The organism is Cyanobium sp. Aljojuca 7D2 (genome assembly GCF_024346415.1).
In the GTDB taxonomy this organism is placed as follows: domain Bacteria; phylum Cyanobacteriota; class Cyanobacteriia; order PCC-6307; family Cyanobiaceae; genus Cyanobium_A.
Genome location: NZ_JAGQCX010000004.1, coordinates 64,626 through 90,364 on the forward strand (window position 1 = coordinate 64,626; position 25,739 = coordinate 90,364).

A 25,739-nucleotide genomic window follows, 5' to 3' on the forward strand; every position below is an offset into this window, starting at 1 on the left:
GGATGCAGCCGGCGCTCAGGCAAACGACAGGGCGGCGCGGCGGCGCAGGGAACGGGCAAACAGCTCGGCCAGATCGCCGGCCTGGTCGCAGCCGTGAATGGGGCTGAACACCAGCTCGATCGACCACTTGGTGGCAATCCCTTCGGCCTCCAGTGGGTTGGCCAGGCCAAGACCGCACACCACCAGGTCGGGCCGCGCCGCACGCACCCGCTCCAGCTGGCGCTCCACGTCTTGGCCTTCACTGATGCGGGTGCCCTCCGGCAGCAAGGCCAGCTCGGCATCCAGCAGCTGGCGATCCAGGTAGGGCGTGCCCACCTCCACCAGCTCCATGCCGCATTCGCGCTGCAGGAAGCGCGCCAACGAAAGCTCCAGCTGGGAATCGGGCAGCAGGAAGAGGCGTTTACCCGCCAACAGCTCCCGGTGGGGAGCGATCGCCCGGCGGCCCCGCTCCACCAGCGGATCCAACACGGCGGCCACCTGGGCCGGCGCCACACCGAAGGCCTCCGCGCCCGCCGCCATCCAGGCCCGGCTGCCCTCCACCCCGAAGGGATAGGGGGCCGCCAACAGCCGCGCCCCCCGGTTCACCAGGGCGCGCGCCGTATCCGAGAGAAACGGCTGGGCCAACAGCACCCGGGTGCCCGGGCCAATCGGGGGCAACTCGGTGGAGCGCCGCGGCGGCAGGCTCGTGACCACAGGAATCCCCAGGCGGCCAAACAGCTGCACCAGGCGGTCTTCCACCGCATCGGCCAGGGTGCCCACGATCAGCAGCTGATCAACATCGCTGCTGGGCATCAGCGGCACCATCGCCAACAGGGCCTTGTCTTCCCCTTGAGTGAAGGTGGTTTCGATGCCGCTGCCGCTGTAATTGAGCACCTTCACCCGACCGGCAAGCTGGGTGTTGAGCCGCTCGGCAGCCTTGGCCAGATCGAGCTTGATCACCTCGCTGGGGCAACTGCCCACCAGAAACAGGGTGCGAATCTCCGGGCGCCGCACCAGCAGATCCGTCACGAGCCGGTCAAGCTCCTCATTGGCATCGGCCAGGCCGGCCAGATCTCGCTCCCCCAGAATCGCAGTGCCGAAGCGGGGTTCGGCGAAGATCATCACGCCGGCGGCGCTCTGGATCAGGTGAGCGCAGGTGCGTGAGCCCACCACCAGAAAAAAAGCATCCGGCATGCGCCGATGCAGCCACACAATCGAGGTGAGGCCGCAGAACACCTCCCGCTGACCGCTCTCTTTGAGCAGGGCAGGATGCCGATCATCAACAACCGAAGATGCGCCCATCCAGGCGTGCTGCGGAAAGAACCTTTCAGGGTTAACGGAGACGTCCGCCGTTCGGTGGACAACGTCACCAAATGTTCGGGATCAACCAGACGGCAACAGGACACTGCCCGTACCCTTAGCCGAGCGATCTGGAGCACCGGGTCCAGATCCCATGCCCAAGCGTCCCTGGCTTTACGCCACCCAAAGACCACCCTCCTCGCGCAACCGCAAACCCTGGCGGGCGCCCCTTGCCCTGGCTCTGCTGGTCAATGCTAGCGCCATCGGCTATCGCCTCAGCGAAGGCTGGGACTGGGGGGACAGCTACTGGATGGTGCTGATCACCCTCAGCACCCTGGGCTTCAGTGATGGCCACACCCAGATCCTCAGCGCCAACGGGCGCCTGGTTACCACCCTGCTCATCCTGGGCGGCCTGGTGGTGGTGCAGATCAGCATCCAGGGCGTGTTGGGGCTGTCTGAATCCGGGTACTTCCGGCGCCTGCGCGAGCGCCGTTTCCGCCGCTGGCTGCACTCCATGCACAACCATGTGATCCTCTGCGGCTACGGCCGCATCGGCCACGAGATCGCCGAACAGCTCACCCGGGAGAACGTTCCCATGCTGGTGGTGGAGATGGACGCCGAGCGGCGGGAAGCCGCCGAAGAGCGTGGGCTTCCGGTGCTGATGGCCGACGCCACCTTGGACGAAACGCTGCTGGAGGCAGGCATCCACCGCTGCCGGGCGCTGGTGGCAGCCCTGCCCAACAACGCCTCCAACCTCTACGTGGTGCTCAGCGCCCGCGGCATCGCGCCCAACTGCCGCCTGATCGCCCGCTCAGACAGTGAAGAAGCGGAGCGCAAGCTGCGCCTTGCCGGCGCCGACCAGGTGGTCAGCCCCTTTGTGAGTGGTGGCCGCACCATGGCCGCCAAGGCCCTGCGCCCCCTGGCCGTGAGCTTCATGGATCTGCTGGCGGGCTCAGGCTGCGAGGTGGAGGAATTTCTGCTCAGCAGTGATGCGGCTGACCTGGGGCCCCTCAATGGCTCTTCCCTGGCCGACCTCCAACTCGGTGCCCGCACCGGCGCCCTTGTGCTGGCGATCGTGCCCCCCCGACGCAGCGAGGATGGGGACACCCGCCAATACCGCGGGGCGACTTACAGCCCCGAAGAACCCGAGCTGATCGCCAACCCCAGCAGTGACACCCGCCTGTCACCGGGCCAGACGCTGGTGGTGTTGGGCAGTCAGCCTCAACTCGAGGCCTTCGGCCGGCTACTGGGCCCCGCCCTCAAAAGCGTGGACGTGATGACCAACTAACGGCCGGTGGGCTTGTCAGGCCCGTTGGGCGCGGCTCCAGGACGCCGGAGAAAAGACATGCCCCTGCTCCAGGGCAATCGCCACAACGGCATCAACACTGCCGGCCGCATCGACCCGGGCCTTGAGGGCCGCTTCGGCGTCCACCTTGACAATGAAGGCGGTGAGCTGAGCTTTCGACATGGCAGGGCATGGCGTGGAACCCTCCATGCCTAGCCAAGATTCGAGGATTCGGTGGCCTGGCCTCGAACGCTGTAGGGTTGTTGATGATTCAAAGATTTCTCTCTAGCGAGCTGACCACTTTCTGTTGGGCCGTCGAAGGATCGATTCATAGTTTCTGAGTTCATGACCATTTACGTCGGCAATCTTTCCTTCGATGCAGAAGCGGAAGATGTCCAGCACCTGTTCAGCCAATACGGACAGGTGAGCAAGTGCAGCCTCCCCCTCGACCGCGACACCGGCCGCAAGCGCGGTTTCGCCTTCGTCGAGATGGCCAACGAGGCTGAGGAAACCAAGGCCATCGACGATCTTCAGGACGTCGAGTGGATGGGTCGCGCCATCCGCGTCAACAAGGCCGAGCCCCGCGGCAGTGGCGGTGGTGGTGGTGGCGGTCGCCGTGATTTCGGTGGCGGCGGCGGCGGCTATGGCGGTGGCGGTGGTGGCGGCGGCTACGGCGGTGGCGGCGGCGGCCGTTACTGAGCTTCAGCTCACCTATTCAGCTCACCTTTTTTGCAGGATTCGGGTTTCGTCCGGATCCCAACGCTGATATCCCAACCGCTCCCCAGGGGGCGGTTTTTTGATGCTGAGCCCGGAAGCTTCCTAGCCTTGAAGCATGGCTACCCACCCCCCTCTGGTGCTGGTGCACGGGCTGTGGGATAGCCCCAGGCTGTTCCATCGCCTCCAGCAGACCCTGGGCGATCGGCGGGCGCCCCTGCTCATCCCCCACCTGCCCCATGGGCTCGGCAGTACACCGATCCCCCAATTGGCCAGCCAGCTCGGCAGCCACATCGAAGCCGCCTTCGGCCCCGACACCCCCATCGACCTGCTGGGCTTCTCGATGGGTGGGGTCATCGGTCGCACCTGGATCCAGCTGCTGGGCGGCCATCGCCGCACCCGTCGCTTCATCAGCGTGGGCAGTCCGCAGCGGGGCACGCTCACGGCCCAGCCCTGGCCCCGCTGGCTGTTGGCCAGCATCGCCGACATGAAGTGGGGCAGCCCATTGCTGAGCCAACTCAACCAAAACCTCGACGGCCTCCGTGACGTGGAGTGCCACAGCTACTACTGCAGCCGTGACCTGATGGTGCTGCCGGGCTGGCAAGCCGTTCTGCCGGTTGGGCCGCGCGAGGCGTTACCGGTGCGCACCCACCAGCAGCTGATGCGCCATCCGGCGGCCCTGGAGCCCCTGGTGGCCGAGCTGCTGCGCCCATGAGCAAGCCTCCCTGAATGCCATGCCCTTCCCGGATCTCCTGGCCATTTCCCTGCTGGTGCGCTGGCTGCTGGGCTGGTTTCTGTGCCTGCGCATGCCGGCCCTGCCCGAGTTCACGCCCATAGGACAGCCCCGGGTGTCGGTGCTGATCCCCGCTCGCAATGAGGCGCTCACCCTGCCCCAACTGCTGGCAGCCCTAGCCGCCCAGAGCCTGCAACCCCTCGAGGTGATCGTCATCGACGACCACTCCAGCGACGACACCGCCGCCATCGCCCGCGCCGCCGGCGTCACGGTGCTGGCTTCGGCACCGCTGCCGCAAGGCTGGTGCGGCAAAACCTGGGCCTTGCAACAGGGGGCCAACCGCAGCCAGGGAGATCTGTTGGTGTTCCTCGATGCCGACACCGAGCCCCGCCCCACGTTTCTGGCCCAGCTGGTGGCCAACCACCAGCAGTACGGCGGGTTGGTGTCGGTGCAGCCGTTTCACCGCACCGAACAGGCCTACGAGCAACTGTCGGTGCTGTTCAACCTGGTGGGGCTGATGGCGGTGCCCCTTGGGCCGCGGGTGGGGGTGGCCTTCGGGCCGGCAATGGTGACCAGCCGCAGCGATTACGGGCGCATCGGCGGCCATGCTTCGGTGGCCGGGAAAGTGGTGGAGGATTGGTTCCTCGCCCATCGCTACGAGGCCGCCGGCTTGCCGGTGAGCGCGTTTCTCGGCCACGGCAGCCTGGCTTACCGCATGTATCCGGGCGGCCTGCGCTACATGGTGGTGGGCTTCGACAAGAACTTCGCCACCGCAGCCGGCGAGGTGCGCTGGCCCTGGATGGTCGGGGTGCTCCTGTGGCTCTCAGGGCTGTTCTGGGCCGCCTGGTGCCTGCCTGCTGCGGTGCTGCACTGGCCCATGGTGGGCGATCCCGCCCTGGCCCCCAACCTGCTGGTCTACGTCGGTTATGCCCTGCAGCTGCTGGTGATCACCCGACGCCTTGGCACCTTTGGCTGGATCAACCTGGTGTTCCCCGTGCCGGTACTGTTTTTCCTCGGGGTGTTCCTGCTGGCGATTCTCAACCTGGAGCGAGGCTCAATCAACTGGAAGGGGCGCCAATTCCCCACCCGCTAAGCGATCGTTCTGTGGCACCTCGCTCGCAATGTCGCGAAAACCCTGAAGGCCGTCGCGATTCCAGCGAAAGGGACTCAGAATTGATGCATGGATGATCCCATCGCTTCGGGTCGTTATCGCGTTCGCGCTGTCGTTGAGCGCGAGCAGAGTGTGCCGCTGCAGGTGCAGGCGGCCCGTTTCAACACCCGCGATGACGCCGACACCTTTGCCCACCTGGCGGCCAACGACCACTTCCAGAGCATGGTGGTCGAGAAGCTGGCCCCTGGCGGCTGCTGGCTGCAGCTGAGCCTGGTGGCCGGAGCCATCTGACTCAGTCAGCGGCGCGGGCTAGTAGGGCTCGTTGACTCGGCACGCGCAGATCCCAGGCCCAACCACAACACTCCAGCAGGCGAATGAAGCGGTAGGTGGGATCGATCAGCAGCCGTGGGCGACCAGCGTGCAGGGTGATGCCCTGGCGCACTGACGCCTGGAAGGCATGGTGGAGATTGTGCCAACCCTCACCGAGCGTGATCAGCGCCACAAAGCCGTTGTTGCGGCTGGCATCACCGGTGGCAAAGGGCTGATCCCCGAGCAGGTGGGCCAGGGAATTGACACTGGCCACACCGTGGAACAGCACCGTGGTGCTGAGGCAGAAGGCTGCCAGCCAAGGCAGACCCCCCAGTTGCCAGGACAGGCCAGCCAACAACAGTGCCGGCACGAAATGGAGCCGATCGATCAGTCGCAGCACTGGATCCGCCTCCACGTCGGCCGGCAGGCTGGCCGGAAAGAAGCTGGAGCTCAGCAACCACCCCACCTGGGAGCGCCACAGGCCTCGCCATCCCGCCGAGGGCGCCAGGGGGGTGTGGGGATCGGCGGCCGTATCGACGTGGCGGTGGTGCTCCTGGTGATGGGCCTTCCACCAGCTCGGCCCCATCTGACCAGCCGAGGCGGCCACCGCGGCCCCGATCCAGGCCACCGGTCGGGCGGCGCGATAGCTGGCGTGGGTGATCAGGCGGTGGTAAATCGCCGTGGTGGCGAGCATGCGCACCAGGTAGAGGGCCAAGGCCCAGAGGGCTGCCCCGACGCTGAGCCCGGTCCAGAGGAGCAGCAGACAGCCGAAGTGACTGGCAATGATCAGAACGGGACCGAAGGCGTACAGAACGCGACGTAGACGGGGAACCAAGCCCTCTCCTGAACAATCACAAAGCCTAGGAGGCAGAACGCTGCAGCCTGCAGCACCCGGTCTTGCTCGGCAGTCGGCCTGGCTCAGTGCAGGTTGCGCTCAGGATCGGGGCCGCCAGGATCGCGACGCAGGGCCACGATTTCCGGCACAAAGATGAAGGTGAGCGGATCGAGGCATTCGGCCTGGCCGTCAATCGCGCTCACCCCCCCGGCCACAAAGTCGATCAAGCGCTGGGCCTCGCTGCGCTCCATCGCCCCGGCATGCACCACCACGGTCTTGCGCTCGCGCACGTGGTGCACGATCCACTGCGCCTCCTCAAAGCGGGTGGGGTGGAACACCACCACCTCGGGCAACCAATCGCCAAATGGGCTCTGCATCCCTGGGGCAACCCCGATGGCGCTGTGCCCTCAACGTATGGCCCTAACCCGGGCTCTGCAAGGAGCGCCCCCGCCAGGTCCAGCCCCGGCCGCTGAGGGTCCTGATCACCGACACCGGAGCGATGGCGCCGATCACCAGCCCGCCCAGGCCGGCCAACCACCACCAGTCGAGCGGGGTCGCGAAGCGACGGCGGCTCCACAGCCGGATCGCCAGCTGCAGGGCAATGCCCAGCAACGCCAGCACCAGCGGCAAGAGCGCCAGAGGAGCAGGGCCCTGCCAGGCCAGCCACAGGGCTGGGGGCAGCAGCAGCCAGGGAATGGCGTAAAGCTGCACCACCACAGCGCCGGCCCCCAGCGCCTTGAGCACGTCGCGGTCGAGGCCCAGCAGCCAGTTTTTGGTCCAGCCCTCCCACAAGCTGGCGAAATCCCGGTACATCCGCAGGGTCAGCCAATCGAGGCCCAGCAGGTAGCGCAGCCGCAAACCCTGGCCCTTGATCGCCCGCGCCAGGGCCAGGTCTTCCACCACCTCGCCAGCCACGGCGGCATGGCCACCCACGGCGCGGTAAGCCTGGGTGCGGAAGAGCAGAAACGGCCCCGCCGCAAAAGCCAGGGGATCGGCGGGATCGTTGGCCCGCGCGATCGGGAAGCCCAGGCCCAGCAGGCTGGCGATGATCGGCTGCACCAGCCACTCCGCCAAGCAACCGCAGCGCAGGCGCGGCGCCAGGGTGAGTAGGTCGGCCCCATGGGCCTGCGCATCCGCCAGGGCAGCCCGCAGGGCGCCGGGCTCCACCCGCACGTCGGCATCGATGAACACCACCCAGTCGCTGTCGAGCTGCTCACTGGCCCGGTGACAGGCCCAGTTTTTGCCCACCCAGCGCTCGCCGGTCGGCCGGGCGCCGGCCGCCAGCAGGGCAAAACCGGGATTCCCCGGCGCCGCGGCCCGGGCTAGTTCAGCGGTGGCATCGCTGGAGTCGTCATCCACCACCAGCAACGACCAGCGCGGGCACGGGTCCTCACTGGCGAGGATCGCCGTCACGCAGTCGCCGATGTTGTCGGCCTCGTTGTAAGCCGGCACCACCACGGTGCAGGAGGTGGGCTGTTGGCCAGACAGGGGGGCCTCCAAGCCGCCAGCGCCGGCAGGAGCCGCTTGCAGCACCGGCGCCGTGCGGAAGGTGCGCTCCAACAAGGCCAGCATCACCCCCAGCCCCAGGCACGACACCAGGGCCAGAGCACTCAAGAGGCCACTCACGAGGTCAGGGGCAGCGATGGTGCAGCAGCCGATCGGCGGCCGCACGACGGCAGACCCGGCGGAAGGGGGCCAGGCCAATACCAAACAACTCCTCAAACAGCCGGTTGGCCGCCATTACCGAAGCAAGACCGCAGCGATGCACCTGCTGTTGGAGGGTGGATTGGGGGTGTTCGGCAATGCCCTCAAACAGGCGGCTGAGGCGAAAGTGCTGCAGGGCCTGGAACGGTGTCTTGCCTCGGCAGTGGTCAAAACAGAGATCAAGCCACTCGGCACTCACCCCGATCGAGCTGGCCATCACCTCGAGTTCGATGTCTTCAGAGAAGTGATGGGCGAAATAGCGGGCTGCCTGGTTGACCACATCCAGCTGCTGCGCGGGAGCCACAGGCAATTGCCGCCACCGCCGGGGCAAAGCATGCCGGTCGGAACAGGCAGCAGTGGGTGGGGGAACCGGCCGCATGGCACTCCAAGACGCAAAGGACGTCTCTCCTCCAACTGATAACCCCCCCGGACCAGACGCGGCAATCACATCGGTCACCGTCCGGGGGAACTGTCGCAACGCTGCATCAATTGAAATGAAACAGCCGTCTGAAATGAAACAGCCGTCGCCATCAAACAGCCCCGCTCAGGTGAAGGCCAACAGCTCGTGAGCCAGCTGCTCACCACTGCGCAGGGCCCCTTCGACGCGCCCAAAACCGACCCCGGCGATGAAGTCGCCGCAGAAGCCCACCCGGCTGCGGGGGCAGAACATCAGCTCTGAGGGCAATCCCGGCGCCAGGGGGAAGGCGGCACCCCAGCGCATCAGCTGGCGGTCGGTTTGGCCCAAATCAAGCCGAGGCAACCACAGGCCCATCACCTGCTCCAAGGCGATGGTGAGGGCCGCCACCACGATGTCTTCGCGGCCTTCATCCGGGGGCAACTGCAGCATGCGGGCCACGGCGGAATGGGTGCCGTACACATCAAGGTGGTCGGCGGCAAAGGCCTGGGTGGAATGGGCCACCACGGCACAGCGTCCGTCGGCCAGGGGCTGAACGGTGATCCGCTGCAGCCCCCAGTGCTGCTGGGCCGCCGCGTCCAAATGGAGCAGGCCGAAAGGCAAAGCCCGCCAGGGGGCTGCTGCCACGGCATCCAACACCACCAGCAGGTTGCTGCGGGCCTCGGTGCGGATGCCGGCGATCAAGGTGAGGGCGTGGTCGAGCTGCAGATCGGCGAGCGGGGCCGCCGCCTGCTTCAGGGGCACGTCATCCCAGCCGAAGATCATGCGGCTGCGGGGGTGGGCCAGCAGGGTGCTGCTCAGCACGAGCCAGTGGGCCTGGCCCAGCAGCTCCCGCTCGCGGCCCCACAACTGCCAGACACCGTCCTCAATGCTGAGGAAGCGCACGAGAGTGCCGTAGTGGGCATCGACGTTCTCGCCGGCGAGGTGGAGCAAACCCTGGCCCAGATGATCCATGCCACCGGCCCCCCGGTAGAGCTGTCCCAGCCCCAGGGCATCGGCCTGACCCAACTTGAGGGTTGATTCCCCCTGCAACTGGGCGATCACCCCCGACCAGGGCTCAAGCCAACCGCCGGCCAGCAGGGGCTGGAGCAACAGCGGATCGGCGTCGCCAGTGATGTTGAGCAGCGGCGCACCGTGGTCGATGCGCAGCGCGGCATCGTGGCGGGAACGGCGGGTGCTGGCTCGCCCGCCGGGCCCGCGACCGGTCTCCCAGAGGCTGACTGGGCCGCGATGGCCCAGCCGCCGCAGCTGGGCTGCCAACGCACAGCCCGCAACCCCGGCACCGATGACAGCAATGGATTTAGGGCCCGATCGGGGCATCGACACCAACGAAGCCTGCGTTGCCTTCAGGATGACAGCGATCCCCAAGGCTGCAGCCGATGGCTGACCACCCGGCATCTCTGCAAACGGCATCTGTGCAACCGGCATCGGAGCAACCGGTGCTGGTGTTTGACGGCGGCTGCCCCTTCTGCCGCCACTTCGCCGAACTGACCGAACTGCGCAGTGGCATCGCGGGGCTGACGATCCGGGATGGGCGCAGCGACCACGGTCTGCGCCGGCAACTGCGTCAGCAGGGCTGGGACCTGAGCCAGGGAGCGGTGGTACTCGCCGAAGGACGGGTGCTGCACGGCGCTGAAGCGATTCAGTGGATCTGCAGCCGGCTGCACCCGAGCACCTCCCTGCTCCAGCTGCTGGCTCCCCTGCTGGCAACGCCGCAGCGGGCCCGCCGCACCTATCCGCTGCTGCTGCTGGCGCGGCGGTTGGCCCTCGCTATCAAGGGCTTACCGCTCGACCCCGACCAACCCGTTGGCGCCGGTCGCAACAAGTAGCGTTCTCTGCAAAGGGAGTGGTTGTGGCCCGTTTTCTGGTGGTGCTCAAACCCAGCCCTGTCATGGCGCCAGAGGCGATGCTTGGGGCCCTCCATCCGGTGCTTGAGGCCCTGAATGCCGAGATCGAGCACCGCACCCCGGCCCACCTCAGCGCCATGATCCGCGGAGGCGGCGAAAGCCAGCGAATGCAGCTGTTTGCCGATGTGCAATCGAAAGCCGACGGCAAGGCGCTGGAGGTGGTGCTGCTCAGCCGCGAAGCGATGGGCGCCACCGCTCCCCACACCCGCAAGGTGTTCGAGCGGCTGCTGGAGCTGCTTCAGCAGCACGCTCAGGCCATGCCCCTCAGCTTCCGCTCCGACCAAGACGGCCCCCTTCCCCACGCCTCCGGCGTCAGCGGCTGAGCACATACAGCGGCTTCAAGAGCCCGCCGCTAAAGGAAGCCTTAAGATTTGGGCAATTGGTTTAGGGACCAGTCCGTGAACGACAACCATCCCGTGTTGCTCTCCCTCGACGCTGAACTCAACAGCCTGCGCAGCGCCTACTCCGAGCAGCCCAACGAGCAGACCCGCTACCAGCTCGTGCGCCTCGAACAACTGATCCACCAGTGGGCACCCGGGCACGGCAGCGTCGGCTGATTGCTCTCAGGGATTGCACCACGGGCAATGCCCGGGATCAGCGGCCGAGAGTCCATCGCGGCGGGGCCGCTCCATCTGATGGCCGCAGGCAACGCACCCCCAGATCTCTGCAGCGGTTAGCTCTGTGGCCGTGCCGCACGCGCGACAGGGAAGGCCAGGCCTGATGTCCAGCACTCCCCATCCTGGAGCCGTGCAGCTGGGACAAGGGGTAGCAAGACGCCGCGCTAACGCCACACCCAGGCGCCGAATCGAGCGCATGCGGGTGGGATTGCGATGGGCACGCATGTCGGCTTCCAGCCAAACCTGACCGCGAGAGTCGGCGCGGCGACAGGCCGCCAAGGCCTCGGCTAAAGGCGCGGTGCTGCTGAGGTCCTTATGCCAATTCCAGCGGCCAGGGGATCCATCGGCAGGCCGGGCGATCACGGCATGGATTGGGAAGCCCACCTGCTTCAACCAGGTCGTCGGATCCTCATCGGGCTCCAACAGCTTCTGGGCATAGTTGGTGCGCCAATCGAGGCGCTGCTCCAGCACTTGCATGCCCCGATCCAGGTCGACAAACAGGAGTAACTCCTGCCCCACGGCCAGCATCGGCACCGCTGGGTGGGGGCCAAAGCTGGCTTCGCTAGCCAAGCCAAGCCGAAAACCGGTGCGCTCCAGACCCATCAAGGCCTTGCGCCGGCAGGTGTTGAGCGCATCATCCAACCGTTCCACCTCACCGCTGAAGGTCCCGAGCAAGTCGGTGTTGCAGGGGCTCACCGTCAAGCTGGCGCCAAGACCAAAGGAAAACGGCCTAGCCAGGGCGCGCTCCTTGCCATGCCGCGTGGTGAGGCAGATCTCTCGACCCGTATAGGGGGAAGCGAGGGGCACTGGGTCAGGCTGGCTGCTCTGACTGGAGACTTCCGCCCTCGCCAGGCTCGCTGGGAATCACAATCCGCAGCAGGATCGGCGCCAGGAAGGTGGTGCCAATCACCATCAGCAGAATGGCGGCCTCAAGGGCGGGCGTCAGGATGCCGGCCTGGCTCCCAAGGCCCAGGAAAATCAGGCCCACTTCGCCGCGGGGCATCATGCCGAGTCCCACCACCAGGCGGTTGGTGGGTTCCGTGCTGAGGTAGCTCCAGCCGGCGGCCACCTTGCCGGCCATGGCCACCACCAGCAGGAACGCGGCCACGATCAGGCCCTCCCGATTGGCTGGATCGAAGGGATTGAGCACCGAAAGATCCAGGCCGGTGCCGATCAGCACAAAAAACACGGTGGCAAACAGGGCCACCAGGGGCTTCACCGCCGCGTCGATGTCGTGGGTGTGCTTCGAGGCGCTGAGGATCAAGCCTGCGGCGAAGGCCCCAAGGGCCGCTTCCAAGCCAATGGCCTGGGCGGCAAAGCAGCACACGGTGAGCACCAAAAAGCTGGCCACGGCCACATCGCCGGGCGCCTTGAGCTGATCCACCACCCAGTCGAAGGCGGGTGCGGCCTTACGGCTCAGCACCAGGGCCACCGCCACAAACGCCACCGCCGCCAGACACAACTTCAACACCGGGCCCAGGCTGAAGGCGCCACCGCCCACGATCGCCACCACCACCGCCAGGATCACGATGCCAATGATGTCGTCGAGCACGGCGGCACCAATCACGATCTGGCCCTCGCGCCTCTTGAGCCACTTCAGCTCGCCAAACACGCTGGCGGTGATGCCGATCGAGGTGGCCGTCATGGCGGCACCAGCAAACACCGCTGGAATCAGCGGCACATGAAAGAGGAAGTAGAGGCCGGCGGTGCCAAGAGCAAAGGGCAGCACCACACCAGCCACAGCCACCGTGGTGGCCTGCACGCCCACGGCCACCAGCTCATCGAGCTCGCTCTCCAAGCCGGTGAGAAACAGCAGGGCAAACAGCCCCAGCTGGGACACCGCCTGCAGGTTGGGGAAGGTTTCGCTGTAGACCTCGCGCGCCGCCTCAGGACTGATCTGGGCCAGGGAGGCCAGCAGGCCGGCAACTCCAGCACTGAGCTGGGCCTGGGTTTCTGGCGGCACGATCAGATGCAAGCCCGAGACACCGATCAACACCCCGGCCACCAGCTCCCCCAGGATGGTGGGCAGCTGCAGCCGCACCATCACTTCGGCGATGGCCCGAGCGGCGATGAAGATCACCACAAAGCGACCCACCTGAATCAGGGTTTCCGCCACTTCAAGCTGGTGGGAACTGAACTCCAGGAGAAGGGAGGGCACAGGAAGCATCGTGAATCGTTGGCGTGGCGGGTTTATAGGAACAGTGACCCTGCTGTTGGGGCCTTGAATCCGATGCAACCTGAGAGAGCACTTAGGGGTGCGGGGGAAAATCAATCAGGCCACGATCCCGGAGTTCCTGCTGAAAAGCCCTGCCGAGCCGAGCCTCACTGCTATGGCGTGACACCTGACTGAGCAACAGCACTGTGCGCAGGCTCAACCAGCCCAAGGCCATCAACACCAATAGGGTCATTGAAAAACCGATTGGGGCACGATCAATCCTGGGCGTCTTTGGGGACAGTTGGGGCCCGCCGGAACAAGCCACCCAGTTCAGGAGCAGGACGCCTAAGGTTTCGCGCCAATCCACGCCTGTAGCGATGACAACCGCTTCGGCGCCACCCCGGCGCCCGGCCCTGCTGAATCACATCAGCACCAACAACATCAAGGGGGATCTCTTCGGCGGTGTGACCGCTGCGGTGATCGCCCTGCCAATGGCCCTCGCCTTCGGTGTGGCCTCGGGTGCAGGTGCAGCCGCCGGCCTCTGGGGCGCTGTGCTGGTGGGCCTGTTTGCTGCCCTGTTCGGCGGTACGCCCTCCCTCATCTCCGAGCCCACAGGGCCGATGACGGTGGTGATGACCGCCGTGATCGCGAGCTTGACCGCTGCTGATCCGGAAAACGGCCTGGCCATGGCCTTCACCGTGGTGATGCTGGCCGGCGTGTTCCAGATCGCCTTCGGCATGTTGAAGCTGGGCCGCTACGTCACCCAGATGCCCTACACGGTGATCTCGGGCTTCATGAGCGGCATCGGCCTCATTCTGATCATCCTGCAGCTTGGTCCTTTCCTCGGCCAGGCCATCCCCAAGGGCGGCGTGATGGGCACCCTCAGCGCCCTGCCACAGCTGATTCAGAACGCCCGCCAGCCGGAAGTGATTCTGGCGGTGATCACCCTGGCCATCCTCTGGTTCACCCCGGCGGCGATCAAGAAAATCGCCCCACCCCAGCTGATTGCCCTGATCGCCGGCACGGTGCTCTCCCTCACCCTGCTCAGCAATGGCGGTGGTACCGAGGACATTCGCCGCATCGGCGAAATCGCCTCGGGCTTCCCGCAGCTGCGCATGCCCTATTTCGAGCTGGGGCAGGCGAGCAAAATGCTGATCGATGCCGCCGTGCTGGGCATGCTCGGCTGCATTGATGCCTTGCTCACCGCCGTGGTGGCCGACAGCATCACCCGCACTGAGCACGACTCCAACAAGGAGCTGATCGGCCAGGGTTTGGGCAACATCGCATCCGGCCTGTTCGGTGGCATCGCCGGTGCCGGCGCCACCATGGGCACGGTGGTCAACATTCAGGCCGGCGGCCGCAGTGCCCTCTCGGGCATCAGCCGGGCCGTAATCCTGATGGTGGTGATCCTGGCCTTCACTGGCGTCGCCGCCCAGATCCCCCAGGCCGTGCTGGCCGGCATCGCCCTCAAGGTGGGTGTCGACATCGTGGATTGGAGCTTCCTGAAACGCGCCCACCGCATCTCCCTGAGCGGCGCCTTGATCATGTATCTGGTGATCGCACTCACCGTGCTGGTGGATCTGATCGCCGCCGTCGGCATTGGCGTGTTCATCGCCAACATCCTCACCATCGACAAGATGAGCGCGCTGCAGAGCAAGAGCGTCAAGTCGATCAGTACGGGCGATGGCGACCTGCTGATTCCCGACGACGAAAAGGCCCTGCTCGACCAGGGCAAGGGCCAGGTGCTCCTCTTCCAGCTCAACGGCGCCATGATCTTCGGAGTGGCCAAAGCCATCGGACGTGAACACAACGCCATCGGCGATGTGAAGGCGGTGGTGTTTGACCTCACTGAGGTATCTCACCTTGGGGTGACCGCAGCCCTGGCTGTGGAGAACGCGGTGGAAGAGGCGATCGAGAAAGGGCGTGAGGTGTTCGTGGTGGGCGCCACCGGCACGACTCAGCGCCGCTTGGAGAAGCTCGGCCTCTACAAGAAGTTGACACCTGATCGCACAAACCTGAGCCGTCGCGACGCCCTGCAGCGATCTGTCGCAGCAATGGGCTGACGCCCCCATTCGCAACCCCAGAGGGCTCGGCCAAACCGAGCCCCTTTTTTGTCTTTTGTACCCTCCCATGGATCTGTTCAGCGACAAACGTTTTCTCTCCACCATCCATGGATACGAAAGGCAACTGGCCAAACTTCTGGCCCTGCTCTTAGCAGTGGTGATCGGCTTTGCTGTTTTCGAACTTCTCGTTGAATCCAGCATCAAAATCGCGCAATTCCAAACCGATTGGTTTAACGGCGGCCTAATCAAACTGCTCGATCGACTGCTGCTGATTTTTATCGCCTTGGAAGTCCTCCAGAACGTGACTGCCTACCTGCGTGATCAGGTGGTGCAAATTGAGCTGGTGTTACTCACGGCCATGACTGCCGTAGCCAGAAAAGTGATTGTGCTACCGCCAGGCACGGAGAGCAAACCCCAACTCATGGCGGGATTTGGCGTGATTATGGTTGGGCTTGCCGCCGCCTACTGGCTGGTGAAGCAGGCAAGACGTGATCAGCAACACAACTGATTTCCTGCCTCCAACTACCCACCCATCAACCACAGGAATACGCCCATTGATCAGGATCTCTGATCACAGAGATTGGCACTCCTGGTTGATAAGCAGCAGCCATAACACCCAACCCCAAAAAATACCCTGTACCGTTTGCCGACCTCATCTCAAATACCCATCCAATGCCTGCGCCACAGAAGCGCCCCAAGGGCGGCTGCGACGCACTCAGCCAGCACATGCGCGCCATCGGCCGCATCCCGTTGCTCAGCGCTGAAGAAGAAATCAGCTTGGCCAGGCTCGTGCAGAGCGGCTGCCGAGCCACTGACGTGGCCCAGGAGATGAAGTTGCGAGCCGGCGGCGTGGCCCCAAGCCTGGCCGCCTGGGCCCAAGAAGCTGGTATGGAGGTGAGCCAGCTTCAGCGCTGCCTACGCCAGGCCAATCAGGCTCGCAGCCGCATGGTGGTCGCCAACATTCGGTTGGTGGTGAGCATGGCTCGCCGCTACCAGCACACCCCCGGCGATATGGAGGACCTGATCCAGGAGGGCACCATCGGCCTGATTAGGGCTGTGGAACGGTTTGACCCAAGCCGCGGCTACCGATTTTCCACCTATGCCACCTGGTGGATCCGCGACGGGATCACCAGTGCCCTGGTGGCCAAAGGGCGCACCATCCGTTTGCCAGCCGCGATGGTGGATCAGCTGCATCGGCTGCGCCAGACCCAGCAATCCCTCAGCCAGCAGCTGGGTCGAGAGCCGACCCTGGAGGAACTGGCTGAGGCAACAGGGCTCAAGTCCCTCGACATCCGCGAGGTGCTGTTCAGGGCCCAGGAACCCCTGAGTCTGGATGGGTATCAAGCCTCCCAATCGGAGTTGAGCCTGCTCGACAGCCTGGCCTGCGAGGTCAGCAAGCCCCAGGAGCAGGTGGATGCCACCCTGATGCAAGAAGACATCCATCAGCTGCTCGATGAACTCCCTGAACAGGAAGCCGAGCTGCTGCGCTTGCGCTACGGGATCGCAGCAGGGGAACCGTTGAGCCTGAGCGCCACCGCCCGCCAGATGGGCATGACCCGGGATACGGCCCGTGGTCTCGAACGGCGCGCCAACGCCACGATCCGGCGCCTTATGACGCGCTTCATGGACCATCTCGAAGCCTGAGCCGATGAGCTGGCACCCCCACCTCTGGCACCCCACCACCCAGGTGGCCACGAGCCCCGAGCCGCTGCAGGTGCGCTCCGCCCGCGGCAGTGAGCTGGTGCTCGCCGATGGTCGCCGCCTGATCGATGCGATCAGCAGCTGGTGGGTGACCCTCCATGGCCACGCCGAGCCCGCCATTGCGGCGGCGATTGCCCGCCAGGCCCAGGAGCTGGAGCAGGTGATCTTCGCCAACTTCAGCCATGCTCCCGCCGAACAGCTCGCCACGCGGCTGAGCGCGCTCACGGGCCTTGAGCGGCTGTTCTTCTCCGACAACGGCTCCACCGCGGTGGAGGTGGCGCTCAAGATCGCCTGGCAGTGGTGGCGCAACCAGGGCAGCGAACGCCGGCAGGTGATTGCCTTCGAGGGGGCGTACCACGGCGACACCTTCGGCGCGATGGCGCTGGGGGAGCGCTCGCTGTTCACCGACCCCTATGAGCCCCTGCTGTTTGCCGTGGCCCGGGTGGCCTGGCCCCACAGCCACTGGGGCGACGACGCGGTGGAACAACGGGAACAGCACGCCCTGCGCCAGCTCGAGCAGGCCCTGGAGACGCCAACCGCCGCCGTGATCCTCGAACCCCTGATCCAGGGGGCCAGCGGCATGCGGGCGGTGCGGCCGGCCTTCCTGCGGGCCGTGGCCGAGCGGGTGCGGGCCGCCGGCGCCCTGCTGATCGCCGATGAAGTGTTTACGGGCTTTGGTCGCACGGGCGACCTGTTCGCCTGCCGCCGGGCCGGCATTCAGCCCGACCTGATGGCCCTCTCCAAAGGCCTCACCGGAGGCTTCCTACCGATGGGGGTGACGATGGCCAGCGAGCGGCTCTACCAGGGCTTCATCAGCGAGCGGCCCGAGGCCACCTTCTTCCACGGCCACAGCTTCACCGCCAATCCCCTGGGATGTGCCGCAGCGCTGGCCAGCCTGGATCTGCTCCAGGCCAATCCCGAGCGCTTCCAGCAGTTCGAGCTGCGCCACACACCCCTGCTGGAGGAGCTGGCTCAGCACCGGCTGGTGCGGCGGCCGCGCTGCATCGGCACCATGGCGGCCTTTGATGTGGAAGCCGGCGAGGCCAGCTACCTCAATCCCGTGGGCAAACAGATCCAGCGCCACTGCCTGGAGCAGGGCGTGTACCTGCGCCCCCTCGGCAACGTGGTGTATCTGCTGCCGCCCCTGGGGATCAGCACCCCCCAGCTTGAGCAGTGCTACGGCGCTCTGGGTTCTGCCGTCGACGCCCTGGCTTAACCCGGCAGGATCACGCGATCGATCACATGCACGACGCCGTTGTCGCAGGCGATGTCGGCCGTCACCACCGTGGCGTTTTTCACCTCAAACGGCTCGCTGCGACGGATCGGAATCGGAGCCCCTTCCAGGCTCGGCCACTCCGGCTGGGCCACCAAGGCCTCCCGGGTGTAGGCACCGGCGATCACGTGATACTTCAGGATCCGTGCCAGCTGGGGCGGGTTGTCGACCAGGGTCTGCACCGTGCCGGGGGGCAAAGCAGCAAAGGCGTCATCCACCGGCGCCAGCACCGTGAAGGGCCCTGGCCCCTCCAATGCACCGTGCAAAGCGGCAGCGTCCACCGCGGCCAGCAAGGTGCTGAACATCCCGGCGCCGGCGGCGGTTTCAAGAATCGTGGCCATGGCAACTCTCCTAGCGGTAGTCCTGGGTCTGGATGTCGGCCAGGCGTGCTTCCGGGCGCAGGAAACGATCCATCTGGGCCTCAAAGAAGCGGCGATTGGCCAACAGGTGCTCCGGATCGGTGTCATCCAGGGGATAGAGCAGGGCACAGCGCAACGCCTGGATCACCGCTGAGGTGACGTTGTACATCGAGCGCTGGAAGCTGATGCCCAGTTGGATCAGCTGGTCTTGCTCACCGCGCTTGTGCTGGCTGTAGAGCTCCTGCAGATAGGGCGGCAGGAAGTGGAGCATGTCTTGCATCAGCAGGGTGGGCGGGATGCCGGCCGAGCCCACTGGATACAGATCGGCATAGAGAATGCCGTAGTGGAAGTCGGCCTGGGAAGCCGGCACCTGATCGACCTGGGCGTTGTAGCTCTTGGTGCCGCGAAACGGCGAGGTGCGATAGAACACCGCCTCCACATAGGGCAAGGCTGCCTCGTAGAGCCAGGTGAATCCCTCGCTCTTGGGGATGATCTCGAAGCACTCGCCACGAATGAACACGTGGTGGTAGATGGGCCGGCCTGCCACAGCGAAGATGCCATTCACCAGGAAGTCCATCGCCTGGGGCACCGTGGTGAGCTGGCCCTCGTCGTAGAGGTCGCTCATTTCAAAGAACACAGGCGCCATCACCTCCCAGAACAGCGCAAGGTTGGCGTAGAAGCTGAGCTGCTTCACTTTTTCCAGGAACAGATCCGGAAACAGGCGATACAAGCCGAGCATCACGGGATTGCCCTTGAAGTAGGCCTTGATCGCCCGATCGGCGTTGGCCCGATAGGCGTCGCTCTCGAGATAGTCGTTGAAGCGGCCACCCATGCCCTGATGCCAGAACATCGCCTGCATGCAGGCCTCGGCGAACTCCATATTCACCCGGTCGTGCCAGAGGTGATGCAGCAGCCGGGGCATGCGGGTGGTTTCGCCCCGCGCCATGAACGCCAGCAGCTCCGGATGGGCTTTCTCACCGCCGCGCCAGATCCGCAGCTTCGATTGATCGCCGGCGTAGCTGTTGGGGCGATCGAGATACGCCTGGGAGATGAAGTATTTGAACGCTGGCAGCGGCTCGAGAAACACCCGCTCGGCGATGTAGAGCAGGTCGCGCCAATAGAAGTCCATCGGCACGGCATAGGCCTTGTAGATGCCGATGATCTGCTGGAGGTTTTCGGGCGTATCGGGCAGCATCGAACCACCAGCCTCCAGCCGGTGGATCACCTCGGCGTAGCGATGGGTGGAGGGGGATCTGGGCGCACTTCCCCATCGGGCCTGCGATCAGGGCCAGCAAGATCAGCTGGAAGCCGGCTGGAAGGCTCTGGCCGTTATTGCTGAGGTCGGCAGCCCAGGCTTGGAGGCCGTGAAAGTTCCAGGTGCCGGCAACCGGCAGCAGGGCAATCACCCCGGCCAACAGGATCAGGTCGCCAAGGCGTTTGGTGAGGAAGGCGTCGCGGGCCCCCTTCACCACCAAGGGCTGGTTGTACCAGGTGCCCACGATCAGGTAGGTGCCGAGGGTGAGCAGCTCCAGGATCACGTAGCTGAAAAACACCGAATCGGTGAGCACCAGGGCGCACAGACCCGCCTCGAAGAAGCTGAGCGAGCCGAAAAACCGCGGCCAGCCCCAGTCCATCTCCAGATAGCCGATCGCATAGATCTGCACCAGCAGGTGCAGGCCCGTGATCACCGCCATCGCCACCAGAGCGGGCTCGGTCACCAGTCCGTCAAAGCCCACCCGCAGGCCGGCGGTATCGAGCCAGGTCCAGTTGAAACTGATGGGCCGATACAGGGCCTCAGCGCCGGCGCGGGCATTGGTGTGCAGGGCCGATAGGGCGTAGACGCTATGGGCGAAGGCCACAGCCACCATCGCCAGATTGAGGTAGCCGCAGGGGCGGGGGCCCGTGCGGGAGATCACGCCTGGCGACCACGCCAGGGAGGCCAGAGCTGCGACCAGGGGGTACAGGGGCACAAGCCAGGCCGTCTGCAGCAGAAAGACTGTCACAATGTCAACCAAGCAGTGGAAATCACAACACTTGAGGCATTCAGACGGGCTCGAATCGGCCAGTGGTTCGCAACCTTAAGCAGCATTCAATGCCGTTGGGCGGGGAAAACAAAGGAATGCCCGATTGGCCTCAACAGCAACCCTGATCCCTCCGAAGCACACCGCCCTGCGGCCGGCCCGGCCATGATCAGGCCAGTCGTCTCCCCGTGATGGCCTGCCCCAAGTGCGGCTGCCGCCTGCTCACCAAGGTGGGGCGTTCCAAAACGATGCTGATCTGCAGCGATTGCGGACACCCGCACCAGCCGGCCACGGAGGGCGAACTGTTCCAGTGGCGCCAGCTGAGCACCCTGGTGCTGTTAGGGGCCGTGGCCGGGGTGGCGCTGGCGCTGTCGCTCCTCTCCGACAGCTTGGTGCAAGGCGACATCCCCCTGGGCGAACCAAGCCGCCTGGACCGCTCGAACGAGGCCCCAGCTCCGAGCGAAGCCAAAGGTTCCAACTAACCAGCAGCGCAGGTGATCAGCAGCACAGGGCTCAACCAGCCCGACGGCGCGCCAGCACCACCTTCACCAGCAGCGCCACCACGCCTGCCCCCAAGGCAATCCAGGCCAGCAGCTGAATCGCCTGGGACCAGGGACCCAACCATCCCTCCACCTCCGCATAGCCCTTGCCCATCGCCTGACCCGCCAAGGTGAGCAGCAGGGTCCAGATCAGGCTGCCGGCGGTGGTCCAGGCCAGAAAAGCGGGTTGGGGCATCATCTCGATGCCGGCGGGCACCGACACCAAGGTGCGCACCCCGGGAATCAGCCGCCCCCAGAACACCACGGCCGCCCCGTGCCGGTTGAACCAGCGGCGACTGCGGGCCAGATCGTCGAGCTGGATGCCCAGCCACTTGCCCCGCCGCTCCAACCACTGGGCGATCCGCTCCTCGTTGATCAACCGGCCAATGCCATACCAAAACCAGGCCCCCAGCACAGTGCCGATCAGCCCGGCCAGCACGGTGGGGAGCAACTCCAAACGCCCCTGGTAGACCAGATACCCCCCGTAGGGCATCACCACCTCCGAGGGAATGGGGGGAATGAGGTTTTCCAGCAACATCACCAGGGCGATGGCGCCGTAGCCCAGCAACGGGTTGGCCTCCACCGCCGCGCCGATCAGGTTGGACAAACCGTCGACAGAGGGCAGCGTCAAGGAAAACCCTGGTGGCCGGGGTGATTAGGGTAGGCATCGCTTTGGCATCGCCCCAGGCTCCGATGCGGCGATCTGCCCCAAGCCCTGCCACCGCCGCCAACCTGAGCGCCACCCCCTGGAACGCGGTCAAAACGTGGCGGCAGCATCTCACCGTGCCCCAATTCACGGTGGTCACCGGTGCCCTCGTGATCGCCTTCGGCACCGTGATCATGGCCAGCCCGCTCTGCTCCACCGACGCAGTGGGCCTGTGGGAAGCACTGTTCACCGTGACCTCCGCGATCACGGTGACGGGGCTGTCGATCATCGACATCAGCCGCGATCTCACCGCCTTTGGCCAGGTGGCCCTGGCGGGCCTGATCATCACGGGCGGCCTGGGCCTAATGGCGATCACCACCTTCCTGCAGGGTTTCGTGCAAGGGCACTCGGGCCTGCGCCACCGGCTCGACAGGGGCCGGGCCCTCGACGACTTCGGCGTGGGCGGCATCGGACCCACCTTCAACAGCATCCTGATCACGGGCTTCTGCGTGATGGGGCTGGGCACCGTGGTGCTCTACGTCTTTGGTTTCACCGACATCTCCAATCCGCTCGAGCGCCTCTGGGCTGCGCTGTTTCACTGCATCAGCGCCTACAACAACGCTGGCTTCGGCCTCTGGAGCGACAACCTGGTGCACTACCGCGACAACCCCGTGGTGAATGGGGTGATCGCCGCCATGATCGTGGTGGGCGGCATCGGCTGGCGGGTAATCAACGACCTGTGGAGCAACCGGGCCCGGCTGCAACGGTTGCGCCGGCTCAGCCTGCACACCCGTCTGGTGCTGCGCAGCACGGTGCTGCTGATCGGATTTGGCGCCCTGGGCCTGCTGTTCACCGAGCACTTCGCAGCCGGCGGCGTGATGGAAAACCTCCACTGGTGGCAGCGGATCCAGGTGACGCTGTTCCAATCCATCAGCGCCCGCACAGCTGGCTTCAACACCGTGCCCCTGTCGATCCAGACCTTCTCTGACGCCGGCCTGCTGCTGCTGATCGTGCTGATGTTCATCGGCGCCAGCCCCGGCGGCACCGGCGGCGGCATCAAAACCACCACCTTCGCCACCCTGATGGGGGCCACCCGCTCCACCCTCCAGGGCCGCGAGGAAGTGGTGATCCACCGGCGCCAGATCCCCGACACCGTGGTGCTGCGGGCCGTGGGCGTGACCCTGGCTTCAGCGATCTTCGTGATCCTGATGGCCCTGCTGCTGGGGCTCGGGCCCACCACCACCGGAGAGCCGACCCGCATCAGCTTCAGCTTCCTCGAGAAGCTGTTCACCTGCATGTCGGCCTTCGGCACCGTGGGGCTCGATCTGGGAGTGACCGCCCAGCTCAACCGCTGGGGCCAGCTGGTGCTGATGGTGGGCATGTTTGTGGGCAGACTGGGGATCCTGCTGCTGCTCTCAGCGATCTATGGCAGCCGGCCCCAACCGCGCGTGGGCTATCCCCGCGAAGAGCTCTACATCTGAACCCCCAAACCCATGACGAGCTGGTGGCACTGGAACCCTGCAGAAGGCGCCATCAAGGGCGGGTTTGCGGTGATCGGTGTGGGGCGCTTCGGCTCAGCCGTGTGCAGCGAACTGAGCAAGGCCGGGGCCGAGGTGCTGGCGATCGATGCCAGCCAGCGGGCGATCGATGAGCTGCGTCAGATGGACCCCGCCATCGAAGCGCGGGTGGTGGATTGCACCGATGAAGAGGCCCTGCGGGCCGCCGGCGTGCTCGACATGACCACCGTGGTGGTGGCCATGAGTGATCCGATCGAGGCCAGCGTGACAGCCACCCTGATCGTCAAGGACAGCGCCGGCAGCCGGGTCAAACAGGTGATCGCCCGTGCCACCAGCGATCTGCACATGAAGATGCTGCAGCGGGTCGGGGCCGATCGGGTGGTGTTCCCCTCGAAGATGCAGGGCCACCGGCTGGGCATGGAGCTGGTACGGCCCAACCTGCTGGAGCGCCTGCGCCTCGACGACCGCAACAGCATCGAGGAGATCCGCGTGCCCCAGGCTTTCATCGGCCAGTCGCTGCGAGACATCAATCTGCGCAAGAACTTCAACGTCAGCGTGCTGGCCGCCGGGCCCGACAACCAGCTCACCGTCAATCCACCCGCCTCCCACGTGCTCCAGGCCGGCGAGCTGCTGGTGGTGATGGGCGCCAGCGACGCCCTGGCGGAGCTGCCCGGGGCGTAGACATCGAGGTGCCGCACATTCTCGATCGACTTACCGGGTTATTGTCGACAGTTCGCGCGATCGGCCATGTCTGAGCTCTCCGTCGCCCTGCTTCAGCCCGGGGCGCTCACCACCCTGCTGGTGCTGGCTGGGTCGGTGGTGCTGTTCATCAGCGGCTGGCTCGCACCGGAGGTCACCGGACTGCTCGCCGCCGCACTCCTGATCGTCACGGGAGTGCTCAAGCCCTCGGAGGCGCTGGAGGGCTTCGGCAGCCCCGCCCTGATCACCCTGATGGGCCTATTTGCCCTCTCGGCCGGGCTGTTCCGCAGCGGCGGCCTCGATCGGCTGCGGGCCCTGATCGGCTCCGATGCCGTGCGCAGCCCCAAGCGGATGATCACCCTGATGGTGGCCGCCGTGGGGCCGGTGTCGGCCTTCGTGCCCAACACTCCGATCGTGGCCAGCCTGCTGCCAGTGATCGAGGGCTGGTGCCAGCGCCGCCGCATCTCCCCCTCCAAGGTGCTGCTACCGCTGTCCTTTGCCACGGTGCTCGGCGGCACCATGACTCTGCTGGGCAGTTCGGTCAACCTGCTGGCCAGCGAGGTGAGCAGCAAACTTGGCTACGGCGCCTTCGGCCTGTTCAGCCTCACGCCGATCGGGCTGGGCGTGTGGCTGGTGGGCGGTTTGGTGATGGTGCTGCTGGCCGATCGCTTTCTGCCCGACCGCGGCAGCAACGACGACGACCTGGTCGCCAGTCTCGCCAGCAGCGGCTACCTCACGGAGGTGAAGATCCCTGCCGACTCCGAGCTGATCGGCCAGTCGCTGCATGGCAGCCGCTTGCAACGCCGCTTCGACGTGGACGTGCTCGAGTTGCACCGCGCTAGCGAGCGCTTCCTGCCCCCCCTGGCGGACCGCACCCTGATGCTGGGTGATCGCCTGCTGCTGCGCTGCAGCCGCGAAGACTTGCTGCGGCTGCAGCAGGACCACACGGTGGTGTTAGCCCCAACCCCCGAAGAAGCAATCCGCCCAGACCAGCAGAACAACCAGCGAATGGTGGAGGTGCTGCTGCCCTCCGGCTCCTCCCTGGCCGGCGACTGCCTGCGGGATCTGCGCTTCCGCCAGCGCTACAACGTGACCGTGCTGGCCCTGCGGCGCGGCAACGCGGTGCTGCGCGAGCGCCTGGGCCGGGCCCAGCTGCGCGAGGGGGATGTGCTGCTGCTGCAAGGGCCGAAGGATGCGATTCGCGGCCTGCAGGCCAACAACGATCTGGTGGTGCTTGAGCAACTGGAAAAGGACTTGCCCACCGTGAGTCGCAAGCGGGTGGCCCTGCTGATCGCCGCCCTGGTGATCCTGCTGACGGCCCTGAATGTCATTCCCCTGGTGGCGGCGGTGCTGTTGGGCACGGTGGCGATGGTGGCCACGGGCTGCCTGCGGGCGGGAGAACTGCAGCGGGCGATCCGCCTCGATGTGACCCTGCTGCTCGGATCACTGGCCAGTTTCAGCGTGGCGCTGGAGAAAACCGGTCTGGCGGCGGCCCTGGCTCAAGCCTTGCTGAGCAGCCTGCAGAGCTGGCCGGTGTACGCCGCGCTGGTGGTGGTGTTTTTGTTTACCACCTTGCTCACCGAGGTGATGAGCAATGCCGCCACCGTGGCCATGTTGATTCCGATTGCCGGTCAACTCGCCCAAGGCCTGAACCAGCCGCCGATGGCCTTCATTTACGCCGTGCTGTTCGGGGCCAGCCAGAGCTTTCTCAGTCCCGTGGGGTACCAGACCAACCTGATGGTGTTCGGCCCCGGTCGCTACCGCTTCCTCGACGTGGCCCGCTACGGCCTGCCACTGACGATGGTGATGACCCTGCTGGTGCCCTGGCTCGTGTGCCGCCAGTTCGGGATCTGATCCC

General features: G+C 65.7%; 28 protein-coding genes and 1 pseudogene. 16 read left to right on the forward strand and 13 right to left on the reverse strand.

The features are described 5' to 3' along the window. Nucleotides 1-15: 15 nt before the first annotated feature. Nucleotides 16-1,281 carry a ferredoxin:protochlorophyllide reductase (ATP-dependent) subunit N gene (locus KBY57_RS05785; RefSeq protein WP_254987631.1) on the reverse strand — a complete coding sequence of 422 codons (1,266 nt, stop codon included), beginning with the start codon at nucleotides 1,279-1,281 and terminating at the stop codon, nucleotides 16-18. A 151-nt stretch (nucleotides 1,282-1,432) separates the two neighbouring features. Here KBY57_RS05785 and KBY57_RS05790 point away from each other — a divergent pair, with 151 nt between their 5' ends. Then, entirely contained in the window at nucleotides 1,433-2,566 is a 1,134-nt protein-coding gene (locus KBY57_RS05790; RefSeq protein WP_254994951.1) for a potassium channel family protein, read from the forward strand. Between the two features lie 15 nt (nucleotides 2,567-2,581). On the opposite strand, the gene KBY57_RS05795 is transcribed toward KBY57_RS05790, so the two are convergent. Then, nucleotides 2,582-2,746: a Nif11-like leader peptide family natural product precursor gene (locus KBY57_RS05795; protein ID WP_254994952.1), complete on the reverse strand. Its 165-nt coding sequence runs from the start codon at nucleotides 2,744-2,746 to the stop codon at nucleotides 2,582-2,584. Between the two features lie 162 nt (nucleotides 2,747-2,908). Between KBY57_RS05795 and KBY57_RS05800 the strand changes: the two genes are divergently transcribed. The 4 genes from KBY57_RS05800 to KBY57_RS05815 all read left to right on the forward strand — a co-directional run bounded on the left by KBY57_RS05800 (nucleotide 2,909) and on the right by KBY57_RS05815 (nucleotide 5,412). Beyond that, complete coding sequence (locus tag KBY57_RS05800; RefSeq protein WP_254994953.1) at nucleotides 2,909-3,262, forward strand: RNA recognition motif domain-containing protein; 354 nt, start codon at nucleotides 2,909-2,911, stop codon at nucleotides 3,260-3,262. Between the two features lie 133 nt (nucleotides 3,263-3,395). Beyond that, nucleotides 3,396-3,992 (forward strand): esterase/lipase family protein, encoded by a 597-nt coding sequence (locus KBY57_RS05805; RefSeq protein WP_254994954.1) that lies wholly within the window; start codon nucleotides 3,396-3,398, stop codon nucleotides 3,990-3,992. Nucleotides 3,993-4,011: 19 nt separating this feature from the next. Next, entirely contained in the window at nucleotides 4,012-5,103 is a 1,092-nt protein-coding gene (locus KBY57_RS05810; protein WP_254994955.1) for a glycosyltransferase, read from the forward strand. 87 nt (nucleotides 5,104-5,190) lie between these two features. Then, nucleotides 5,191-5,412: a hypothetical protein gene (locus tag KBY57_RS05815; protein ID WP_254994956.1), complete on the forward strand. Its 222-nt coding sequence runs from the start codon at nucleotides 5,191-5,193 to the stop codon at nucleotides 5,410-5,412. A gap of 1 nt (nucleotide 5,413) precedes the next feature. On the opposite strand, the gene KBY57_RS05820 is transcribed toward KBY57_RS05815, so the two are convergent. From KBY57_RS05820 to KBY57_RS05840, 5 genes are all read right to left on the reverse strand, one after another. Beyond that, nucleotides 5,414-6,265 carry an acyl-CoA desaturase gene (locus KBY57_RS05820; protein ID WP_254994957.1) on the reverse strand — a complete coding sequence of 284 codons (852 nt, stop codon included), beginning with the start codon at nucleotides 6,263-6,265 and terminating at the stop codon, nucleotides 5,414-5,416. 83 nt (nucleotides 6,266-6,348) lie between these two features. Then, a complete protein-coding gene (locus tag KBY57_RS05825; RefSeq protein ID WP_254994958.1) occupies nucleotides 6,349-6,642 on the reverse strand; it encodes a cell division protein SepF in 294 nt (97 codons plus the stop codon). Between the two features lie 43 nt (nucleotides 6,643-6,685). Beyond that, nucleotides 6,686-7,837, reverse strand: coding sequence for a glycosyltransferase (locus tag KBY57_RS05830; protein ID WP_254995092.1), 1,152 nt, complete (start codon nucleotides 7,835-7,837; stop codon nucleotides 6,686-6,688). Nucleotides 7,838-7,895: 58 nt separating this feature from the next. Continuing rightward, nucleotides 7,896-8,279: a hypothetical protein gene (locus KBY57_RS05835; protein ID WP_254994959.1), complete on the reverse strand. Its 384-nt coding sequence runs from the start codon at nucleotides 8,277-8,279 to the stop codon at nucleotides 7,896-7,898. A gap of 234 nt (nucleotides 8,280-8,513) precedes the next feature. After that, entirely contained in the window at nucleotides 8,514-9,704 is a 1,191-nt protein-coding gene (locus tag KBY57_RS05840; protein WP_254995093.1) for an NAD(P)-binding protein, read from the reverse strand. A gap of 59 nt (nucleotides 9,705-9,763) precedes the next feature. On the opposite strand from KBY57_RS05840, the gene KBY57_RS05845 reads away from it, so the two are divergent. From KBY57_RS05845 to KBY57_RS05855, 3 genes are all read left to right on the forward strand, one after another. Beyond that, the gene (locus KBY57_RS05845) at nucleotides 9,764-10,213 is read left to right on the forward strand and encodes a DCC1-like thiol-disulfide oxidoreductase family protein (protein ID WP_254994960.1); all 450 of its coding nucleotides are present in this window, start codon (nucleotides 9,764-9,766) and stop codon (nucleotides 10,211-10,213) included. 17 nt (nucleotides 10,214-10,230) lie between these two features. After that, the gene (locus tag KBY57_RS05850) at nucleotides 10,231-10,614 is read left to right on the forward strand and encodes a hypothetical protein (RefSeq protein WP_254994961.1); all 384 of its coding nucleotides are present in this window, start codon (nucleotides 10,231-10,233) and stop codon (nucleotides 10,612-10,614) included. A 75-nt stretch (nucleotides 10,615-10,689) separates the two neighbouring features. Next, nucleotides 10,690-10,848 carry a hypothetical protein gene (locus KBY57_RS05855; RefSeq protein ID WP_198953890.1) on the forward strand — a complete coding sequence of 53 codons (159 nt, stop codon included), beginning with the start codon at nucleotides 10,690-10,692 and terminating at the stop codon, nucleotides 10,846-10,848. A 6-nt stretch (nucleotides 10,849-10,854) separates the two neighbouring features. Here the strand turns inward: KBY57_RS05855 and KBY57_RS05860 are convergent, their stop codons facing one another. Continuing rightward, the gene (locus KBY57_RS05860; protein ID WP_254994962.1) at nucleotides 10,855-11,715 is read right to left on the reverse strand and encodes a DUF6671 family protein; all 861 of its coding nucleotides are present in this window, start codon (nucleotides 11,713-11,715) and stop codon (nucleotides 10,855-10,857) included. Nucleotides 11,716-11,719: 4 nt separating this feature from the next. Next, complete coding sequence (locus KBY57_RS05865) at nucleotides 11,720-13,075, reverse strand: cation:proton antiporter (RefSeq protein WP_254994963.1); 1,356 nt, start codon at nucleotides 13,073-13,075, stop codon at nucleotides 11,720-11,722. Between the two features lie 365 nt (nucleotides 13,076-13,440). On the opposite strand from KBY57_RS05865, the gene KBY57_RS05870 reads away from it, so the two are divergent. The 4 genes from KBY57_RS05870 (at nucleotide 13,441) to bioA (ending at nucleotide 18,043) form a co-directional block, all read left to right on the forward strand. Further along, the gene (locus KBY57_RS05870) at nucleotides 13,441-15,126 is read left to right on the forward strand and encodes a SulP family inorganic anion transporter (protein ID WP_254994965.1); all 1,686 of its coding nucleotides are present in this window, start codon (nucleotides 13,441-13,443) and stop codon (nucleotides 15,124-15,126) included. Nucleotides 15,127-15,193: 67 nt separating this feature from the next. Continuing rightward, on the forward strand, nucleotides 15,194-15,634 hold the full coding sequence (locus KBY57_RS05875) for a phosphate-starvation-inducible PsiE family protein (protein WP_254994966.1): 441 nt from the start codon (nucleotides 15,194-15,196) through the stop codon (nucleotides 15,632-15,634). Between the two features lie 164 nt (nucleotides 15,635-15,798). Then, nucleotides 15,799-16,770, forward strand: a complete 972-nt coding sequence (locus tag KBY57_RS05880) for a sigma-70 family RNA polymerase sigma factor (RefSeq protein ID WP_254994967.1) — start codon at nucleotides 15,799-15,801, stop codon at nucleotides 16,768-16,770. Nucleotides 16,771-16,774: 4 nt separating this feature from the next. Next, nucleotides 16,775-18,043, forward strand: coding sequence for an adenosylmethionine--8-amino-7-oxononanoate transaminase (bioA, locus tag KBY57_RS05885; protein WP_254994968.1), 1,269 nt, complete (start codon nucleotides 16,775-16,777; stop codon nucleotides 18,041-18,043). On the opposite strand, the gene KBY57_RS05890 is transcribed toward bioA, so the two are convergent. From KBY57_RS05890 to KBY57_RS05900, 3 genes and pseudogenes are all read right to left on the reverse strand, one after another. Next, nucleotides 18,040-18,441 (reverse strand): fasciclin domain-containing protein, encoded by a 402-nt coding sequence (locus KBY57_RS05890; protein ID WP_254994969.1) that lies wholly within the window; start codon nucleotides 18,439-18,441, stop codon nucleotides 18,040-18,042. The genes bioA and KBY57_RS05890 overlap by 4 nt on opposite strands. 10 nt (nucleotides 18,442-18,451) lie before the next feature. Next, nucleotides 18,452-19,654, reverse strand: a complete 1,203-nt coding sequence (locus KBY57_RS05895; protein WP_254994970.1) for a CO2 hydration protein — start codon at nucleotides 19,652-19,654, stop codon at nucleotides 18,452-18,454. Nucleotides 19,655-19,760: 106 nt separating this feature from the next. Continuing rightward, nucleotides 19,761-20,327, reverse strand: a pseudogene (locus tag KBY57_RS05900) (proton-conducting transporter membrane subunit); the annotation flags it as partial. 344 nt (nucleotides 20,328-20,671) lie between these two features. Between KBY57_RS05900 and KBY57_RS05905 the strand changes: the two are divergent. Next, nucleotides 20,672-20,962: a hypothetical protein gene (locus tag KBY57_RS05905; protein WP_254994971.1), complete on the forward strand. Its 291-nt coding sequence runs from the start codon at nucleotides 20,672-20,674 to the stop codon at nucleotides 20,960-20,962. A gap of 31 nt (nucleotides 20,963-20,993) precedes the next feature. Here KBY57_RS05905 and KBY57_RS05910 read toward each other — a convergent pair whose 3' ends face one another. Continuing rightward, a complete protein-coding gene (locus KBY57_RS05910; protein WP_254994972.1) occupies nucleotides 20,994-21,650 on the reverse strand; it encodes a DedA family protein in 657 nt (218 codons plus the stop codon). Between the two features lie 62 nt (nucleotides 21,651-21,712). Between KBY57_RS05910 and KBY57_RS05915 the strand changes: the two genes are divergently transcribed. The 3 genes from KBY57_RS05915 to KBY57_RS05925 all read left to right on the forward strand — a co-directional run bounded on the left by KBY57_RS05915 (nucleotide 21,713) and on the right by KBY57_RS05925 (nucleotide 25,735). After that, the gene (locus KBY57_RS05915) at nucleotides 21,713-23,146 is read left to right on the forward strand and encodes a TrkH family potassium uptake protein (RefSeq protein WP_254994974.1); all 1,434 of its coding nucleotides are present in this window, start codon (nucleotides 21,713-21,715) and stop codon (nucleotides 23,144-23,146) included. Between the two features lie 12 nt (nucleotides 23,147-23,158). After that, entirely contained in the window at nucleotides 23,159-23,863 is a 705-nt protein-coding gene (locus KBY57_RS05920) for a potassium channel family protein (RefSeq protein ID WP_254987671.1), read from the forward strand. A gap of 66 nt (nucleotides 23,864-23,929) precedes the next feature. Next, the gene (locus KBY57_RS05925; protein WP_254994975.1) at nucleotides 23,930-25,735 is read left to right on the forward strand and encodes an SLC13 family permease; all 1,806 of its coding nucleotides are present in this window, start codon (nucleotides 23,930-23,932) and stop codon (nucleotides 25,733-25,735) included. Nucleotides 25,736-25,739 lie beyond the last annotated feature (4 nt).